The organism is Geovibrio sp. ADMFC3 (genome assembly GCF_054687035.1).
The window spans coordinates 1-20,939 of record NZ_BAAFZG010000001.1 but is presented as its reverse complement, the minus strand read 5'-3'; the positions used below and the strand labels follow the sequence as shown (position 1 = coordinate 20,939).

Genomic DNA, 20,939 nt, shown 5'->3' with positions numbered 1-20,939 from the left:
AATTTAGGATAAAACCCTGCTCTCGGCAAGCCATCAATAACTTTTAATCGTGCATCAATAAGATCGCTGAAGGTTGAACTTAAAAATATTTGGTGTAACTTTTCCATAATCAATACCCCTCCAGCTCAGATTGATCATTTTGCCATTTAGATTCATGATCAAAGCTATTTGCTATAGCATCATAGAGTTCAGAAACTTTAGAATAAGAAATAACCAGTTCTTTAGATATATCACGACAAATAGACGCTAAATCTCTTGCTCCCTTTCCAGGATCATTCATATCTAAACTTTGTACTCCTCTATTATTGCTAAATTGAATAGAAAAACCTGTCTTAACATGCTTACTGATATCTTCATTAAGAATCTCAAGTATCGCTTTGTCGGGAACCTCATAAGACTTAACTTTTTGATTTTTTGCTAATATTTTACCGATATATTGGTCACAAATATCAATCCTATCATTTGTTTCACACTTTTGCCGAACTTCACTGACCCACTCTTTCAAAAAGGCTAAATCAATTTCTCCATCTACGCTTTGTCCCGGTACCATATTCCACAAATCTAATGCGTGATAAGCATTCTCAGCTTGTATTTTAGAGATATCCTGATCATTTTTTTCTGCATTTCTAGGTTTAAATGCTAAAGACAATAAGTATACAAAAAATGAGGGATCAGAAGCTATCTGCCTGTTAATACATTTTGGATACTTGCCATCATACCCATTCCATAGTTTTAAAAAGGCCCATTCTAATTGTAGAATTTCTGAATCTTTAACTTCTTCAGTATCCCAAAGCCTTTCGAAAGCTTCCTCGATATGAAATGTATCCATTGTGCCAAGTTGCCTTTTAGGAGAATGTTGGGCTAAAGCTAAAAGAACATTTTGCAGAATCTTAGGAGATATCTTTTCTTTCTTTCTTACTCCAACTGCAAACTCTAACGCAGATATTGGGTTGTCATATTTCAGATAATTTTGAATTATTGTTACTGGGTCAATGTTTTCATGCAAGTAATAAGGGTAAGCTCTTTCCCAGAAAAATTCTTTATCAGACTCCTCAAACCTATCTATATAAAATAATAAGTTATCTACCCAAACACACCATAATAATATTTTTGTTTTGAATTCATTATTGAAGCTTTCAGAGTCAATAAGAGAATCCAAATACCGTCTGTCTTTTTGTACACGTTTTTCTATGTAAGGGCCATACACTTGAATTTGTGAATCATCAAAATTATTCGCCTTAGTGAATAAATACTGATCTAACCCTTCATAAAAATATGAATTACCACCTACAACACGACCAATAGATCTGGAATCTTCAGAAAGTTTTGCCATTTGTATTAATCCATCAACACCCTTTTGCTCAAAAATATCTTTCAAAACTTTAAATCTATCAACATCAAGTACTTCAATATATTCTTTATAATCCTCTGCTTCTGGATATTTTTTTCTAATAACCTGATAATCATATGAAAACCACGAAATGTTTATTTGAATTATGTCATCAGGTTTATATTTGTCTGCAAGTTCTCTAAAAACACTTGCACGCTTTCTTATATTTTCACGCTCTTGCTTCTCACAGCTTGACACTAACCTTTCTAATTGCTCCCAAATTGTTTTTTTCTCTGACATTTCTAAATTGTACTTTTCAACATTTCCCAAGACAGACACTAATAAATCAAAATTATCATCATTTATTTGATCTCCACGCTTGAGCATAATCGTTATACTTCTGCTCGATTGAATTAACTCAATAGCTTTTTTATATAAATTGAATGCAAAATAATTTATATCACCATAAGTCACTTGCTCTATTTCTCTATACTCTCTCCATATTGGTTTGGAAATCCAGCTAGCCATACCACCACCTCTATAGGGCAATGCACTATCGATGATATTCCAACCGAGCTCATTGTTTAATGAGTGTATCTGCTCAATAAGCTCTATACGTTTATCAGAGCTAAAGTTTCCTTGAGGGTGCCGGTATTTGAATATTTCTTTCAAACTATTAATAGGGCGGTTTACGTAATTACTGGATGGTTCAGGGTCTAACATAGCTAGTTTTGCTATTAGGATAACTGCCTGCTCACCATAATCTTCTGACCAAACAATATTTTCAAGTCCCCATAATATCCCCGTAAGAGAATGTCCTCCAAACAAAGCATTTGATGATGATCGATAGAGTTCAGAAACCTTTTCTTTTTGATTTACTAAATATGAAATGCCTCGTAAATATGAAGCAGGTGCTGCTTCAGCAAAGACTGATAACTCATCTCTGAGAGATGCCCAAAGGTTCCATGTAGTACTTTCGTTTAGAACCTCTCCTAATAACAAATCAACATAAGCTTGATTATCAGATTCAAGTGCCAATAAAGCAAAAGTATTCTTTAAAGATCGTCTCATATAAACAGAAAACTTATATTGCTCATTAGTAGATACAAGATAACGTTCTTCTAGCTCTTTAAGAAATCTTGTATTTTCGTCACTATAAACAGTTAAAAAACATTTCCGATACCTTTCCTTTACTGAATCATCTATCTCGTTTGAAAGAAAATACCAAGCGTCTCTAAATGATATTAGTTCCCAAACGCCTCGTATCTCACGTACAAAAGGATCTTCGCCTTGCGATAGATTTTGAAGAAACTCATCTATTTCGTCATAGTCTGCATTAAATAACATAGATGCCATTTGTTTATCAGACTCATTATTTGAGTCAAATGTTCCAATTAACAACATAGCAACTAGTAATTTTGCATCCGCTGAAGACCAACGAGGTTTAATAAGCTGGCCATCAGTATTAATTCGCCTAAGCACAGTAAGTGACCTCTTTGTGTCCGCAGCAAGCTGCCATGCTTTTTGGTGCTCGATCTCCATTGTTTCCAATGCTTTTGTAAAAGCACTTTTACTTAACCTATCTAAAGTTATAGAACTCCCTTTAAAACTTTTCGACTGACCGACAGGAACTATTAATGAGTGGTCATTATCTAGCGCATAACGACCACCTTCGAATTCTGGAAAAACAGGAATTATAATACAATTATCGTAGTTGTTAACAATACTATCAAAGTCAACTTTTGACCTTATAATTATTGCCTTAGATAAGAAATTATCTTTTAAAGGTTGCTCAAGCGAGTTCGCAGCACAATATATAAAAGCAATACTCTCATCCAGAGAGTCTGATTCTATCGAAAACATAAATCGACTTTGCTCAATTAACTCCTGAAAAGACTCAATATTTTTTTGTCTATCATTTATAAGAAGCTCTATAGAAGTTCTCGGATTAGTGACAGAGCTCCACTTATTCCACCAAATTTCTAGCGACTCGACTTTATTGGCAGAATGAAGGCCAATTTGAGATGAAAACCATTTAGAAACTGATGGGCACATATTCAACCATGCCTCTAAATCACTAGCGTTATAAGCTCTTACTGTCTTCCATACATTGTCTTGTGATTTATCTTTAGCCCACGTCCTATTCTTCGTAAACGCTCTTGGTGAAACAAAAACATAATGAGTATCGGCTGGAGTGACATTCAGCGGGTCTTTGACTCTTTTTGCATAATCACTCTCAGCCTTATTAATTGTCTGTTGATCTACACCAAATTCCCATACCGAATCTCCAGATGGGACGTAAGTGTGTTGTCCGTTTGTTTTAACAATACCATCCCAACCACCAGTAGAAACTGAGCTACCAGCAGGAATATCAATTGATTCAACATCCACTGAAGCGTGTATCAGTTTCCTAATAAGTAGTGGCAAGTGATCTTGTGCTTCTCTCTTATTAGCCCAATTTTTGATATCTGAAGAATCTATCCATTTCATATAAAATCCTCATCAGTAAATACTTGACACTTGGTTTAACAACCTCATAATATGCCAATTAATCATTAATTAATAGGAAAGAATATGAGTAATGAACAATAATAATTACCCAACACCAAATTTAGCCCCCTGTATTAGCCCCCGTTTGAGCCGGAGACTTTTTGGTGCTAAAATAAGCACTAGGAGTATCCATATGTCTGATCCCTGCCGGAAATAGTGGACACGAGATTAACCACATTTTCCTAACTTACTGATATAGTAATTTCTTTCAAAGGCATCCGGTGAAATGTAACCTCTATTCTCCGATTCAGCAAAGTTCTTTATCTTCTTCTTTTCACATTTCTAATTATTTTGTACCCCCCCCCCCACCTCCTTAGCCATTACATGGTAAGGAGGTGCTTTCATGTATCACAACAAGCATACCATAATCGGAAACCTTACCAGAAAACCGGAGCTGGAATACCCCAAGAGTAAGAAAGGCAGTGAATTTGCCCTCTGCAAATTCGGCGTTGCCGCCAACAAACCTAAGTCGGAAAATCCATTCTTTATCGAAGTTGTTGTTTTCGGCGCACAGGCCGAAGCTTGCGCTGAATATCTCGACAAGGGCGCACCTGTCTTCATCGAAGGCGAACCGCAGTATGATTCATGGGAAGACAAGGAAGGGAACTTTTCCTCAAAAATCTATCTGAAAGTCAACGATGTTCAGTTTCTGCCCAGAAAAGAAAAATCAAAAAACGAACCCGACAATGATACTGACAAAAAAGGCAACAGACGGAGACGCTGATGCCTGACTACAATGACAGCTACATCGAACTGCTTGAAGAACACATCCAACTGAAGCGCACCCTAGAGAAGGTGCGCCTTCTTGTATCCCTCACAGTCGGAACATCCGAAGAAAACAGAGACTATGAACGGATCTTCAATGAAATTTATCACATCATGCTTGCCGATGATGAGCGCATCGGCAGGATAACAAGCTGAAGGTGTCCTATGAAACATCTTATCCTTATCGCTATCTTCTTAACCGCCCTAACCTCTCACGCTGCGCCGTGGCTGTGCGGAGAGACAGATGTCATATACGACTCACAGAACTTCTGCGCATCCGCTTGCGGCGGTGACTGCGTTGAAATGACCCCTGATAGTGGAACGTGCAGCGGCACATATAAGAACTACGCATTTGACCGCACCACAAACAAGACGTACGCAATCACAGTAGCCACAGGCAAATGGAGGGATTTTAATTCAAGGCTGGCCATAATCCGTAACGCAAGGACAAACGACATACTTAAAGGGCTTTTATCTTTCAGCGGAGAGTCTGAAACGTGGATAGGTCTGTACGACCCGAACATGACGCAGAGCTTCAATGTTGTGAACGATACCCGCTTTAAGTGGCGGGATAACACAGTCCTTAACTACCGCAACTGGGCAGACGGGCAGCCTGATAACAAGCTGAATCCTGCGGACATAGGCAACACTGATATTTACGGCGAGCATTACGGAGTGATGAACCTCGCCGGACTCTGGAGCGATGCCGGGGCAAACGTGATGATGAATGCTCTTGTTGAGTTCTCCGGTGTACAGTCATGCGTCAGCGGCACTGTTCCCGGAGAAAACGTTAAACCCGGAGAAATGGAAAATGCTTATTGTGACGGCAGCAGTAACTGTTATCTCTGCACCGATAACATGGACATCTACCAGTGCGCACAGGGAGAAGGCGGGTATCTCTGCCCACAGGGGCAGCAGGAGTGCAATATAAATTACGCTGAAGCCGGATGCCCCGCAGGAACAGTGCTAAACCCTGTAACTGATAAGTGCGAGACTACCGGAACAACAATATGCGCCAACGGCACATATAACCCTGCTACAAACAAGTGTGAGAGCGCAGTCACAAAAACCTGCCCCAGCGGTTATACATATAACAGTGGCCTGAATAAATGCCAGGCAGATCCTGTTTGCTCCACTGGAACATACAATTCGTCTCTGAAGAAATGCACAACCGCAGCAATTCCGGCGACCTGCCCTACTGGATATACGGAATCAAGCGGTCAGTGTGTTAAAACTACTACATATTCCGGAATATATGATAGCTGTTATCTGACAACTAACATTTCTATGTCAGACCAAGAATACTATAATTCAGGACATTACAGTGGTTCTCTCGCTGTATCTGGGACTGAGATTTTTAGTTTAACAGTGATTTACGGGAATAATATTCAACATATTTGCCGTGCAAAAATAACCCCTAACTCAACTTGTACTGCAATTACATCTGAAGTCACAGGAACTTATGGTTGTGGCGGTGTAACTATATCTCTTTCCGGGACTATTTTGACAGGTTTGTACTCTTGCCCCAATGGTGGAGTGCTAGACGGCACACAATGCGTCATAACAGATACCATTCCGATGCCTGAACCGTCCTGCTCTTCCGGCTCTTACGACTCTTCTTCAGGTCAGTGCGTAACTGCACCAACATGCAGCAGCGGCGGTGTATTCAACAGCAGCACAAATAAATGCGAACTGATGGTATCAAATACATGCCCTTCAGGAATGAGTTATAATTCATCTCTGAATATCTGTCAGGCTCCGCCGCTTGTTGATGTATGCCCTTCCGGAATGACATATGACAGCGGTCTGGACAGGTGCGTTGCTCCTGCCGTCTGCTCCGGAGGCGGAATCCTTAATGCAGTATCCGACAAGTGCGAGACAGTCATTACATCCGGCAACTGCCCTTCAGGATACACCTTCGATTCTGCACTGGACATATGCAAAGCCTCTGTAATATGCCCGACAGGAGCGACATATAACGCATCTACCGACCGTTGCGAAACAGCGGTAACAACATCTTGCCCTACAGGATATACTAAAAACGGTTCAATTTGTCAGACCAACCCTGTTTGCTCGTCAGGAACATATAACTCGACTGCGAAGAAGTGTGTTATCAGTGCAACCATAGGAAGCTGTCCGGCGGGATATACGGAACAGGGCAATCAGTGCGTTAAGACGACTACATATGGTGCATCATACGGACTGGATCCCGAATGTCCATATAAGTGCAGAAAATCCGGAACAAACCAGTCGTGGTATTGTAATGGATCAAAATGGGCTCCGACTGATGGACATAATTGTATAGAAAATAATACATATATATGTCCTGATGGTGGAACAGCTTCTTACAATATCTGCACAGTCACTGAAACCGTACCGAAGCCGGGACCTTCCTGCTCTTCCGGTTTCACTTACGACTCAGCTCTCAGTATGTGCGTTAAAGCTCCTTCCTGCAACAACGGCGGTGTACTCAATTCATCCACAAACAAATGCGAACTGACGGTTTCTACATCATGCCCTGCGGGTATGACATACAACTCTGCTGCCGGCAAATGCGTTGCCTCTGCCGTCTGCTCTCAGGGTGTGTATGATGCGGCTCTTGATATATGCAAGATAAGCGTATCAACTCTTTGTCCGTCAAGCTATTCATATGATTCGGCGCAGAATAAATGCCTGAATACTCCTTCCTGCACCCAAGGGAGTTATTCTGTCACAGTTGATAAGTGCGTTGCCGATGCTGCCAAGGCGTGCCCAACCGGAACAATCCAATCCGGCACAATATGTCAGGCTGCCCCGTCATGCCAGTCCGGTTCATACGACTCCACACTTAATAAATGCTTTGCCGGTGCGACATGCCCTTCTTCCGGCAATCCCTGCGTCAATGTGGGCGGTTCATGGAAATGCTCCGCTTACGGCTGTTACAGCTCCACAGACCAGGGCAACTACAACAACGAAGATACTGATGAAGGAGCGAATGACAAGAAGGCAGACGGCGAAGTTGACGAAGCCGGTCAGTGTCTCGGCACTATATACATATTCAACGGCGGAGACCGCAGGTGCAGAAAGCCCGGTGTACAGACAGGCTTCACAGACTGCTGCAAGGATAAGGACAGTTGGTTAGGTTTAAGTGAATGTAAGCCCGCAGAACAGGCGTTAGCAACTCTGAGGGACTGGGGAGAGGTGGACGGTCAATGCCATCAAGTCGGTGAATACTGCTCCGAAAAGTGGCTCAGTGTGTGCGTTCAAAAGAAAAAGACATACTGCTGCTTCGGTTCTGCCCTCGCCCGCATCATCGGCGAACAGGGGCGGCAGCAGCTAGGCATAGGCTGGGGTACGCCGAAGAGCCCTGAATGCAGAGGCTTCACTCCGGAGGAGTTCCAGAAGTTGGATTTCGACAAGATTGACTTCTCGGAATGGTTTGAACACTACGTTGAACCTGAAATGCAGCAGAATATCAACGAGAACATCAGAAATGCCTTTGAGAACATTCCTGTTCCGGTGGTGCAGTGATGAAGAAGCGTTATTTCATACCTGTGTTCACGGTTCTCTTCGTTCTCAACCTCATTGCCGCACATGCGGGTAGGAATATTTCTGAAAGTGTTCCTTTCAAGTGGTTCTTCTTCAACCGCTTTGAAACGCCGGAATACGGGGATTATGTGATGTTTAAAAGCCAGCGTGACCCAAAAGGAATAATCCCTGAGGGCGTGCCGCTGGTGAAGCGCATAGCCTGCTCCGGCGGGATGTTTATTCAGGTGGACGAAGAAGGTTTTAAGTGTGACGGCAAGCTCATTTCAGAACGCACAGACCCGGACAATATGACCTTCTTTTATGAAGGCATAATCCCTGAAGGGATGTTCTTTGCGGCGGGGGATCATCCCCGCTCATACGATTCAAGATTATGGGGGCTTATCAATGAAGAAGATATTATCGGCGTTGTTCATCCTTTGTTTTAGCATCATAGCCTTTGCCTCTCCGAAATTTTCGGATGGACTGCTCGACAGAATCAGTGAGCTGAAGGGAGACAACAAGACAAAATCGGAAGAGAATCTTCAGAAGCCGAAAGTTGAAAATAATCCGAAGCTTAAACTGCCGGATAATCCGGCAATGAAAGCAAGAGCCGAGAAGGTTGCGGCCGAGGACATACCTGAGCTGATGAAACAGGTGGACGTTTACAGAAAGCAGATAGCAAAGGACACGGTGGGCATCGATGACAATTCATCCTGCTGGGATGACCGTGCGGATCTGAACGACCTGCACCTGTATGTATTCATTTCAAGCAGCATTCCCGAAGAGACTTTGAAGACATATGCCAAAGATATGCAGAAGCTCCCAGGCGCAATCATGGTAATGAACGGCACAGTGGGCGGAATCAACAACATCATGCCGACAATAGACCTGCTCACAAAGATGTCCTGCGGAAAAACAGTCAACGAACTCAAGAAAGAAGATACTAAGTGCCAGATGGCAAGGACGGATATTAACCCTTTCCTCTTCCGTGCATTTGATGTTCAGGCAGTTCCTGCATTTGTCTATTCCGAAGTGCCGTACAATGAGCTGATGCAGAAAGTCACCATGGGAGACAATGTTACCGGCGGTTTCATCAAGTTCTCAGGTGATGTTTCAATCGATCACGCCCTCTTCCGCTTTGAGGGCGAGGGAGTGGCGGCGGCAAAGACTATGCGGAAGCAGCTCAAATCCGGAGGCTTCTATGAGGGGATGTAGCTTCTTTATAATAATCCTTCTCCTTACATCTCTCTCTTACGCTGATGCAAATGAAGGCAAGAGCCGGGCTAACACAATCGGAAAGCAGATGCAGGACAGCTATTCTGACCCGAAGGATGCAAAGAATAAGCTGATGAACCCTGTGATCAGCTCCACAAAGATGAGCACCATGTCCGCTTCATATAAATGCCCGGACACAGAGAAGGTGTTCTCTTCATCTTCTGAATGTGCTTCAGAATGTTCATCAACATGCGTTAAGAATGAGTTTGACGCTATGATTCAATGCTCCAGCGAGGAAGAGGCACTTTCAATAATGCCCGCAGGTTTCGGAACAGGCGGAGAAGTTCAGCTTCAGGTTGCATTTGACACAGACCTTGACGGCACAAAGGATCAGACATTCACAACATCAAACATATCAGGCTTCTGCACAAACGGCTATGTGAGCTGCACACCCGGCACATGGAACAACTGCAAATACTTTGAATTAGGCGTTAAGCATAAATGTGAGAACAGCGGCGCAACATATGACACTTACCGTGAGTGCAGCACATCATGCGGCGGAGTCTGCACCCCTGCGGACAACAAAGTCACTGCAACACAGAGACCTGTCACAGAAATGAGGCATGCCGGAGGCTGCTACTGCGCCAACGCATCGTGCGGAAGCTCATTCAATGCAACGTTTCAACAGTCACTCGGTTACTTCGGCGGCGGAATCAGCGCACATCTGATGAATGAACTTGGAATAGTCATCTCCGACACTAAGATTGATGTCACCACGCTGTCTGTAAAATATCTTGGTGCATCCGCCACGTCCTGCGCCGGAGCTGAAGAGAATGTGGAGGGGCTGAAGCGTTCTTATCAGCTCGGAGAAAAGCCTGACGCAAGTGAAGAACTGCTTAATCAGATGGCGGATCCTGACAGCAAATACAACACGGTCATGGAGCCGTGGACTAACAACATCAGTAACCATGAATGCGCTATCAGAAATACTCCCATGGTAAATACGGGAGAAATTGACGAGTTCTGGTGTACTCCGGGCAGTATCACAACAAGAACTGTAAATAGAAGCGGTTCATACAGCGACAGGCAGTTCACTCAGCACTATCAGTGCGTTGATGAAGACGGTGACGGACGTGGTGAAACAATGCGCTATAAGCTTGATTGTGCAAACCAAGGAGAAGGCTACAGCAGATGCGATAACTCAACATCAACCGGCTGGCAGTCAGTATCACTCAATTCATATCCGGGCGGTGATCGGAGTTCCGGGGCACGGGTAAGCGTCCGTTGGGGTTCTGACGGCGGGGTGGATACTGCACAGTTGCTCTATAACGTGACATGCTCTGAATCGCTCTGCCAGTTGAAGCATTGGGCATATGTTGGGCGTTATGGCTCTGGTAACAACGCTCTCACAACTACCACACTCTCTTCAATGAGGGAAGAGATCCTGACAGTCTCAAGGAATGATACATGTACAGCTTATGCCGAGGATCCCGACTGCCGTTTGTATGAAGAGGAAATTAACGGCACAGACACCGTATCAAACTATATAGCAACAGGCATGATGTTCCAGAGCAAATGCACGGAAGTTTCAGGCAACTCCGGCAAATATATCGTATGCGACTACGGAGACAGGTTTGATGTCACAGGGGCATCGAAGAGCTTCATCACAGCAGATGGGGTTCAGAGGTACGCTGATCCGTCTGTATATACCATTTCAAGCAAGGCTGACGGCATGGAATACTTTGAGATTAAGCGCACATACACATGCGAAACGGACACGGAATTTGACTTCTCCGGAGCGAAAGCCCAGGGCGACATGATCGGCAGCACAATTAACCGGGATACGGGTGATTTCAATTATCTAGTAGACGGGCAGACAAACTCCGGCAATGTGAAAATAGACACAGACGGGTATGACTCATGCACATATTCATGCGTTGTCCAGACAGGAAATCAGGACACGGAAGTATTCCCGGATCAGGAGACACGCCGGACAACAACGGACATAGTTACCGAGGAACGCCCCTGCGGTGTTGACAGGAACACTGCTGAACGCACATGCCCGTATGACCAGCTCACGGAATCAATTATCAAAGACTGCACATGCACAAACGCATTCAATCAGGTCATTGCCGGCTTCGGCATTGTCAGTGATGCGGTTAAGGACATGATTTGCAGCGGAGATTAATGGAGGACAGATATGTATAATCTGCTTGAAAAGCTTCAGGAAGAACAACCGGAGTTCATAACGGCAAAGATTGCTGATTGCAGCACCATTTATAACAGCCTGTGCCGTTATGCACGGGAAATATCATATAAATCAGAAGCAGCAGTAAATATATTTGAAGTCAATGCAACGGATGCACCACAATTTGCTGATAAATCATGGCTGGAGCTTCTGACATCAAAGAATGACAGGACAAGAAATGTGATGCTCGAAGCCATGAATAACCCTGACTACTATTTCACATCAATGAAGAAGGACATTGCATATAAAAGAGTCGGTCAGCACACTATCGTATCTGATGGATGCCATTACAGAACAGCAGTGGCCAAGGCAATGCTGTTCAGAGCCGGAAAGTACAACTTCAAAGGGATTGACCTTACTGACTATCTTATTGATTTTTCAATGGCAGAATCTCACAGATATTTACGGAAACTCCTGAATACAAAAGGTCTGTATTTTCCGGACGGTAAGTCAAAAATCCTGCCCCGTCTATTCTTACGGAGAACCGACATCAAAGAGGGAGTCGGCTGGAGAACAGAAAGATACACACCGGTTATTCAGATAAATAATCTGAAAACCGGCGGGAAGATGGATCTCACAACTGCAAAAGATGTGTTGGATCTCATATCCGAACTGCACTCAAGCCCGATTCTCCGGAGATTCCGTTCAAACAGCTACGCAAAGTTTCTGCGCTGATTCTCAAACCCGAACCTCCTTAGCCATTTACATGGTAAGGAGGTTCAATATGTTTCAAAAAACTCTTTCAGCATTTCTCTTACTTCTCATTTCAGGTTCTGCCCATGCCAACTGGGTGGAGGACTGGTTTGACACCATGAACACAACAAGCCCCAGCTCGTACCAAGGGCAGGAACGGGGCTTCGCCACGGCAGGCGGCTTTCAGGCACGCATGAGAGTAAAAACCGACAACCTCATGACTATCTCCCCTCCCCGCCTTAATATCGGCTGCGGCGGGATTGATATTTTCATGGGCGGTTTCAGCTTTCTCAATGCTGATTACATCGTAGACAAATTTGAGCGTATCATTCGCATGGCTCCTGCTCTGGCGTTCCAAGTTGCGCTGAATGAGCTGTCTTCGACGATATCCGAAAAGGTTGAAGGCATGGAGCAGGTGATGAACACACTCAATGCTCTTCAGCTTGATGAGTGCCAGGCAGCGAAGGCAGTTGCAACGTACACAGTAGACATGGTGAAGTCGGGTCCAACTCAAGCAACAAGCACAATATCTCAAAATATCTCAACCGGCTGGGATAATTTCTGGGACACAGCTCTCAAAGATACAAAAGAAAAGCCGGGAAAAGCCTTAAAGCAAGCAATAGATTCATCTTCGATGCCGGCAGCATTAAAAGCTGAACTGAAAAAAGGCGGCAGTCTGCTTGCCAATGCAGGCGGAAAGTTCGGACTCACAACAAATGAAATCAACCAGCTTCGTGCCCTAATTGGAGATGTAGAGATTGTTTTTACAGATAAACTCAGCTTTTCTTATGAACCCGGATGCGATAATGCAACTTATGAAAACTTAGTGACAGGCAAACCCCTTTCAAAGACAGTTTCAGGTACATGCTTTGATTCTGCCGGTGATAATCTGAACGAGAGAACCGGCAAAATACTCGACTCTCTTGCTGACAAGCTTATGAACTCACCTTCTGATGCACCCAGTGAAAAGGAAATCGGCTTTATAGCAATCAACCCTATCCCGGCAAAACATTTCCTGAATATAGCAAAAAGATACGGCAAGAATCAGGTTCTGATTGTTAAAGATGATCTGCGGACTCCTTCTGCATATGGCTTTGCATATGCAATATTCACAAACATGACAGAAAACCTTAAAGACACCATCGAAGACTATCTCACATGGATAAAAAGCGGAGATCCTGATTTGACTATATCAACGGTTACAGCCACTGAGAAATTGCTTGCAAAAGTCAAAGAAAAGCAGATTGAGGCAAAGAGCAAGTATGAGGTCAAGCTCAAGGAGATGAATAGTCTGGAAACAAAAATCCAGACTTATGAAAACCTCCGGCAGACTATCACCAAGATAGTTAAAGACAACCGTCTCTCTCTTCCTGAATAGGCGGTGACTCATGCAGTTTGAATATTACGTTTACGGAGATTTCCGTTCAGCAGTAAACGCATTTCACATGATAGCGAACCTGTTCAGTAATCACACTTATCAGAGCTGGTTCACCGTAGTGATGCTGCTCACAATTGCGGCATTTGCTTTTCAGGCAGCAGCGGAGAGAATATTCGGTGCGAAGGCTTCTGATGCTATCTGGATTAAACGGGTAATGATAGGAACAGTTCTTTACAGCATATTCATGGTTCCTACTGTTACTATGCATGTCTATGACCGTGTCAAAAACAAGTATGAAGCAGTCGGCGGAGTCCCCGCCGGTGTGGGGCTAGTAGGAGGTCTGACAAACGGCTTCACAAGAGAGAATACTGAACTGATAGAGACTGCCGGAAGCCCCATCATGCACATTGATGACATAGGCTTCGGGCACGGCTATGAAATGTTGTCTGCTATATCAGCTCTGGGTTCAATCGGTGTTGCTCAGGATATGAATCTGGCAAACACTTTGAAAGATTACTTCAATAACTGCGTTGATCAGATGCAGGTTCATGGGGATCTGGATGTCGATGGTATGTGGAACGGTAACGGCAAAGATCTTCTTGAAAACATCACCACCGATTACAGGATGTTTAACACTATAATCTACAGTGATACAGGTCAGGAAAGCGTATATTGTGCTGAAGCGTCCGGCTATATAAATTTAGAACTGAGAAAACCGGAAAGAGTTAATAAGGCGTTCGCTGTTTTTTGCAGCAGGATGAATTATGATCCGTCCGATACTCAGGAATATCTTATGTGCCGTCAGAAGTTCAGAGGAGTGTATAATGCTTTCGGCACAACAAACACGGTCGGATATAATGAAACAAATATCTTCGCATCAGCCGTGGTCGCACAGATATATCTGATTGACGGCATAAACGCCGGATCTGAGCGGGCCAAGGAGATAGCCCGCAGCATGGCAACAGCGAGTGATGCTGTTTCAGGTGCAATGGCAGCGGACTTTATGCCGATGATTCAGGGTATGGTATCTACCATTCTGATTTCTCTATTCGTTATCGTGGCACTGCTCATGTATGTTGCGCCAATGGATGCCTTCAAATTTTATTTCGGTTTATGGATCTGGTTTCTCACATGGGTTCTGGTGGACGTGGTGATCAATATTCAGGTTCAGAACTATGCTTATGAGGTATTCCGGGAGATACGGGAAACAGGTCTGAGCCTGACTACATTCTTCAGCATAGGCGACAGGTCAGCACAGGTTCTCGGCTGGTACGGTAAGGCGAGATGGATGAGCATGACAATAGCCTCGATGATGACTTACGGTATATTCAAGTTCGGCGGCGGTGCGGCATTTGCAAGCTTCGCAGGGGCACTCGGCGCAAGCTATTCCGGTCAGGCAGCAAGTCAGGGCGCACAGATAGGCGCACCCGGCGGAGAAGCGGCGCAGTATAAGAAAGGACTGGATGACCTTTCTATGGTTCCCGCAACGACTATGGGAGCAATCAATTCAAGGCAGTGGTATCAGTCTGCATCAACAATGAGATCATCTGAAATAGGGCAGACTATAGGTCAAGGCGAAAGTCTGGCAGAAGAAGCCGCTAAAAACTTTGGAGGTAATGCAATGGATCTCGGAAGAATGATCGGCAGCGGCGCAGCTTACAATCAAATCAAAAGCGGCCACGCCACATCCATGCTTGAGGGAGCAGGTTATGATGCTGAACGTGTTGCTTCCGGGGAAACCTACAACACTATGGGCAACACCGGAGCGGCGGAAGGTTCCAGAGCCGTTGAAAAAGAAAACGGGCTTAATGATGGAGAACTTCTTGCAACCGGCGGAGTCGGCAGGAACCTGAAGTATTTCACTGACGCAAAATTCCGGGAAAACGAAGCCAATGAATCCGGAGAAAGCCTTCTGGCTGAATACCAGAAAGAATCCAATATAAGGACTATCGCAACTGATGACGGCATACTCCACTATGGAAAAGCACCTGACGGCGCGGTTGTCAGCAGTGATCTGCGCTCCGGTGAAACCGGCTCACACTCTTTCTTCAACCAGAAAGTCAATGTGGACGGCAAGGAACTCACGCTCTCCGGAGAAGCTTCACAGCGAGGCGGTCAGCTCACTGTGAACGGAACAGACGAACACGGTAACGCTTACTCAATCTCCGGGCTCGGCAGCATGAGTGATGACGGCATCGACTTCTCGGCAACTTCCAGATTTGTTCAGTCCAAAGAAGAATCTATGCGGGGAACAATGTTCAGCGGCTTCATTGACACTGATGGTGACGGCAAAGGTGACCGCTACACTGACATAAGCTTTGATACTGCAACAGGACTCATCACAGCCAGGCGTGACGGCAAGAACTTCACCTTCAAAGGAGATATTTCCGACTATGACGCTGAAAACAAGATGATTTCCATCTCTCCCGGTAGTGAAGTCTCATGGACGGCTCAGTATAAGGATGTTCAGGTTAGGACAACAGACGGCAAGGATGTCAGTCTGGTCGGAACAGTCGAAGCATCCGGAACAGGTATGCCGGGCGATAACTCAATGATCCGCCTGAAGGGACAAACCTCAGACGGCTTCATGGCAAACATCGAGGGCAAAGGAAACGTTCTACGTGCCGCCCATGGTGACGGTCATGTCCTCAACGGTCTTGCCTCAGTTTCCAGACTGGAGAAAACAGACACCAAAGACAAACTTACCAGAGAAAGCGAAGTGGATGAAAAGATCCAGAGAACGGAAGATACCGTTGAAAACAAATTCGTCCGTGCAACCACGGAAAGCTATGGAGATTCTGTCAATGTAGATGGCCTTGCAGCAATCATCAATCCTAACCCGAATATGTTCGGCCGTGTTGCTAGCGCAGAATCCAAAGAAAACATTGCTGAAGCCTCAATACAGGTTGCTCAGAGCATTGCGAAGAATATACCGGAGAGTGTGAGATTTAGCATGGGCAGCAGTGAACGATACCAAAATACTTTATCCGGTGGAGTATCAGGTCAAGCATCAGGGGGTGTTGGTTTCAGTCAAGGAAACAACTCAGCTTCAGCCAACGGAGGGGTTAATGCAGGTATGTCAGTTCAAAGAATCAAAGAATCCAGCGAAAGTACGTCTCAAGATAAAGATGCACTTACCTACCTTTATGGCACAACAATTTATAACGCCCGTATGGATGCTGATAAGCTTGTTGAAAGCGGTAAAATAGACAAAGCCGATGTGGATGATTACATCGCCAGCAGGGTAACAGATGTCAGTAAGGAGCTTGTCGGAAATGCAACAGGCATCCAGAATGACAGATATATCCCTGATTATGCCAACGGAGACAACCCTTTAATGCGGGATAACAACGATATTAACGATACCGCATTTGCAAAAGCCTTTGAAGCTTCTAAGGGCGGATTTAAGACGGAAAAATAATTGACAAAAGGAGAATTAAAACTTGAGAATATGCTCAGACAGGCTATAATTAAAGTATAGGAGATGTATCATGGGAATTGTGGTTGCAGTGATTGTTATGGTTGCTTTTGTTGCTCTTCTGGTATTCTTGCCAGCAGATAAATTTTTGAAAAATACGAATTCTGATAACCATGAAAGGATAAATAGTAGCCATGATAAATTTAAAAATGAACTCCTTTTTCCAGACTATATTCATGACCCTAAATACAGCCGAATGAGCGGTAATATTTATCACAAAGACTAATTACCCCAGCCGGAGCTAAAAACTCCGGCTTTTTTTATATCTTCTGAACCTTCAAGCTCCTACACAGAACATTAAAATACGATAATTCACTCCAATCAGCATAGTGTCCAATTATATAAACTCTCAATTTTGCACGGGTAAGAGCCACATTCAAGAGGTTAGGCTTGCTGCATACCCAGTTACGGCTGCCTGCTCCAACTTTCCCAGTTGCAGAGCCAAGAACAATAAACACAATATCCGCTTCTTTCCCCTGAAATGTATGCACTGTGCCACATTGAACCTTCCCTGATAAACCTAGCTTACGAACCGCTTTCTGCGCTGCGTAGGCAACCTTTCTAAAGGGAGCAATAACATAAATGACTGCTTCTTTTCCGTTACCGACGATAGGATAGTCTTCTTTCAGTCTTTGCAAAGTTTCAGATAAAAATTCAATCTCTTCCTGAACAACCTGCCCCTGCGAAAAACCTTGTACGTCAAGCCAGCAGCTATTTCCAAGCACACAAGAAATTTGTTCAGGCTTTTTGTTCGCCTGAACCATCTGATTGCCGTATGCAATTTCGTTGGAGACCGAAAACATCGGTTCAATGCACCGTCTGTGCCCTCTTAACGGTAACCCTACCCACGTATCCCCAACATATGAGCCGTACTCCATGGTACGATCGGCTAACGTCTGAACAGAAGCTGTAAGCGGGCATAAACATTCATCAATCTTGTAGTGCCGTTTCATCTTATCAACGATGATATTCGGAACAGTCATTACAGGCTCAATCTGCATAGGGTCACCGATGATAACAGCTCTTCGGGAACGCCAGATCGCCCCTGCCGCCATCTGCGGAGTTGATTGCCCTGCTTCGTCAACAAGCAGCCAGCCTAGCGTTTCTTTGCCCAATCCTTTGAAAAGCCTTGAAAATGACGCAAATGTCGTTGAAACCACAGGAGTTATGAAAAAGAGCATATTCCATATTGAGAGTAATTCATCAGCGGATATAACCCCACCCTTGCTATTCAACAACCCCTTTACAGCCTTCATGTTTGCGTCCCACTTGCCAGCCGTAGCGCACATTGTCCACTCATGAAGCTTCAAAGCTGCTAAGAATAATTCCGAGCGCAATACTTCAACTTCTTTTGTAGTCCATAAGCTTTTGAGATGTATTTTTTGTTTCTCCTGGGCAAAGAATTTCTTATCAGGAAAATTTATACCTTTAGTTTGTAGAGGGTTAAATAAAGACTGTAATTTTTCAAGTTCTAAGAGAATAGCTTTCTTCTGTTCATGTAGCTCGTCTATTACAGATTTATTGAGTTTCGATAAAGAATCAATTTTATCATCAATACATTTAAACTCTTTATCAATGAGAATAATCTTGTCATTCACAACGATATAGCCCTGTTCAAGCTTCTCGTACCCTTCCAGCCAAAGCTTATATGATTGGAACTTAAACCAAACCGCTAAAATCCACGGTTTACGACGCTCATGCTGTCCGAGCCTAATCTTTTCATTCTCTTGCTGCCGTTCCAGAGATTTCTTTTCTGACCCTAATGCTTCTTTTTGAGAGACAAGTTCATTTATATGAATACGAATCTGCTCACTCTTTTTATTTTCCTCGGCAAGCTTACTTTCAACATCAATTAGTGCTTCTTCTAGTTCATATATTTCTTCAATAAACGGTTGCAGACTGATAATATGTTCTTTGTAAGAATTAAATATTTTAAGCTTTTTCTGAAAATTATCTTTTGCAGCTTTCCAGTTTTTTGCAGCCTCTTTATAATTACTTTTCCAATGTTCCAAATAAAGCTTCATCGTGCATGGCATACCATGAACAAAAATCTTTTTCACATGCTGAGACTGGACAATACAACTGCTGAATTTTATTTCAATTTCACTTGTTGACGGATTCTGAAAATAATCGGATACCGATATATATTCAGCACTATCAGGTCTTTTTTTAACTTTTTTAAATATCCATATATCATTTGCTTTGCTGTCTGGTTCACCAAAGAGATTTTCAATATCAGACTGATTCGTTTCGTTTTTTATTACGATATTCTTTAAGAGTTCAGTATCCCTCCCCTCAAAAGGATCATAAACCTTACTGATAAATTCATGTTTATTAACGGCATTGCCTAGAGGTGCAGCCACTAATCCCCATGCGTTTTCACCAAATTTATTCAGGGCAACTTCTTTTATATAATTTGTATCAAGAAAAGCTTCAGAATCAATTTTTGTCGGTATTTCTGCTGATATATTTTTGACGGCATTATTATTACTGCTGGCAACGACTATCTGTGTGTTCTGCATTATGTTACAGTCAAGACTGTAAACCTTTATATTTTCTGATGAAAATTCACCCTTAAACAAGTCTTTCGGGTAACGCAGATCAGATATTTTCTCGGCTCTTTTGATTATCACATCGGCGACTACGTCCTGAAGCAGTGTTGTCTTACCTGTTCCTGGCGGACCATTAACGGAGATAAGTTTTGAATGTGGCTCTGAAGAGTCCAGTATTTTGAATACTGCTGCTTGTTGAGCAAGCATAAGGGAATGTTCGGGATTGGTAGCCCATCTGCCCTGCGGTAATAGCTCCGCTCTCAGGCACTGCTTCAAGTATGTTTCGTTAGCGAGAATATCTCTTCTGTCTTCTGAATCTGTAGTAGATAGGTATGTCTCAAGAGCTTGCCCAAATACCTGCCCTGAGTTATTCACGAGTGTATCAAGATCTGAAAGGAAAAAGGAGTTAATCAGGTCAGAATCCGTACTTATTTCAGAATTGTTTTTTAAACCAAAACATCTTACAAAAACTTCAATATTTTCTTCTTCCAGAGGGTAGCGGATAATTTTGGTAATCAGATCGATTTCATCATGGATAAAATCCCAATCAACTTGCTTTTTGTCATCGTTTACAGAGATTTTACTTGATATTCTGCCGTCAAAGGCAAGGGAGTAGTTTTGAAGCTCGTCATTAATACTTTCTAAACTTTCGGGAATGCTTAGTTTTTCAATACCTATAATAAAGCTTGCTAGGGCGTAGCTTTTTTCAACAGGTTTCCCTTTTCCGTCAACACAGAAAACAGCGAAACAACCGCTGCTTTCATCAATCCTTTCTTTTTCACCGATACTCATTTCAGGAGAATCAGGAATAAGGCTTAAAATATGCCTGATAATATGTTGCTTGGAAGTAAATCCTAAATAAACCTGAAAATAAACCTTATCGCTAATGGACTTCTGCCACGGGAAGGGCTTTCCTAAGTTTTTGTTATATGAACTATATGCAAAAGTTCTTTCATCGTCATCTTTTTGTAACGAAGGAATATCAAATATCTCTACAGCTCGCCAGAATTTCAGAATGTTTGTTACTCGTTGTCTGTCAGCCATCTTTACCCTTTAGTTATGTTTTGAGCAAATGCGCTTATAGGGTAACATAAATTTTCAAAATGTGTTATTCGAAATGGGAAAATCGGAAGGATGAAAACTGAAAATGATCTTTGATTTCAGTTTATGCTTGATGTCAATTTGCTTACAGCAGCATTTTATAGCAATAAAAAAAGGCGCTG

Annotated in this window: 12 protein-coding genes; 10 read left to right on the top strand and 2 right to left on the bottom strand. The window is 43.3% G+C overall.

The window, feature by feature from the left end; genetic code table 11:
- Positions 1-109: 109 nt before the first annotated feature.
- Positions 110-3,820 carry a hypothetical protein gene (locus tag ACYRYY_RS00060; protein WP_460213442.1) on the bottom strand — a complete coding sequence of 1,237 codons (3,711 nt, stop codon included), beginning with the start codon at positions 3,818-3,820 and terminating at the stop codon, positions 110-112.
- A gap of 403 nt (positions 3,821-4,223) precedes the next feature.
- Between ACYRYY_RS00060 and ACYRYY_RS00055 the strand changes: the two genes are divergently transcribed.
- The 10 genes from ACYRYY_RS00055 to ACYRYY_RS00010 all read left to right on the top strand — a co-directional run bounded on the left by ACYRYY_RS00055 (position 4,224) and on the right by ACYRYY_RS00010 (position 17,390).
- Positions 4,224-4,604, top strand: coding sequence for a single-stranded DNA-binding protein (locus ACYRYY_RS00055; RefSeq protein WP_460213441.1), 381 nt, complete (start codon positions 4,224-4,226; stop codon positions 4,602-4,604).
- A complete protein-coding gene (locus ACYRYY_RS00050; protein ID WP_460213440.1) occupies positions 4,604-4,801 on the top strand; it encodes a hypothetical protein in 198 nt (65 codons plus the stop codon). Before ACYRYY_RS00055 ends, ACYRYY_RS00050 begins: the two co-directional genes overlap by 1 nt.
- 9 nt (positions 4,802-4,810) lie before the next feature.
- Positions 4,811-8,155: a conjugal transfer protein TraN gene (gene traN, locus ACYRYY_RS00045; RefSeq protein WP_460213439.1), complete on the top strand. Its 3,345-nt coding sequence runs from the start codon at positions 4,811-4,813 to the stop codon at positions 8,153-8,155.
- Positions 8,155-8,598: a S26 family signal peptidase gene (locus ACYRYY_RS00040; protein WP_460213438.1), complete on the top strand. Its 444-nt coding sequence runs from the start codon at positions 8,155-8,157 to the stop codon at positions 8,596-8,598. Before traN ends, ACYRYY_RS00040 begins: the two co-directional genes overlap by 1 nt.
- On the top strand, positions 8,558-9,367 hold the full coding sequence (locus ACYRYY_RS00035; RefSeq protein WP_460213437.1) for a type-F conjugative transfer system pilin assembly protein TrbC: 810 nt from the start codon (positions 8,558-8,560) through the stop codon (positions 9,365-9,367). The genes ACYRYY_RS00040 and ACYRYY_RS00035 overlap by 41 nt, the downstream gene beginning before the upstream one ends.
- Positions 9,354-11,555: a hypothetical protein gene (locus ACYRYY_RS00030; RefSeq protein WP_460213436.1), complete on the top strand. Its 2,202-nt coding sequence runs from the start codon at positions 9,354-9,356 to the stop codon at positions 11,553-11,555. Before ACYRYY_RS00035 ends, ACYRYY_RS00030 begins: the two co-directional genes overlap by 14 nt.
- A gap of 12 nt (positions 11,556-11,567) precedes the next feature.
- Positions 11,568-12,290, top strand: coding sequence for a hypothetical protein (locus ACYRYY_RS00025; RefSeq protein ID WP_460213435.1), 723 nt, complete (start codon positions 11,568-11,570; stop codon positions 12,288-12,290).
- Between the two features lie 49 nt (positions 12,291-12,339).
- The gene (locus tag ACYRYY_RS00020) at positions 12,340-13,686 is read left to right on the top strand and encodes a conjugal transfer protein TraH (protein WP_460213434.1); all 1,347 of its coding nucleotides are present in this window, start codon (positions 12,340-12,342) and stop codon (positions 13,684-13,686) included.
- A 10-nt stretch (positions 13,687-13,696) separates the two neighbouring features.
- Positions 13,697-17,107, top strand: coding sequence for a conjugal transfer protein TraG N-terminal domain-containing protein (locus ACYRYY_RS00015; RefSeq protein WP_460213433.1), 3,411 nt, complete (start codon positions 13,697-13,699; stop codon positions 17,105-17,107).
- 70 nt (positions 17,108-17,177) lie between these two features.
- On the top strand, positions 17,178-17,390 hold the full coding sequence (locus tag ACYRYY_RS00010; protein ID WP_460213432.1) for a hypothetical protein: 213 nt from the start codon (positions 17,178-17,180) through the stop codon (positions 17,388-17,390).
- A 34-nt stretch (positions 17,391-17,424) separates the two neighbouring features.
- Here the strand turns inward: ACYRYY_RS00010 and ACYRYY_RS00005 are convergent, their stop codons facing one another.
- Entirely contained in the window at positions 17,425-20,760 is a 3,336-nt protein-coding gene (locus ACYRYY_RS00005) for a DEAD/DEAH box helicase (protein WP_460213431.1), read from the bottom strand.
- Between the last annotated feature and the right edge of the window lie 179 nt (positions 20,761-20,939).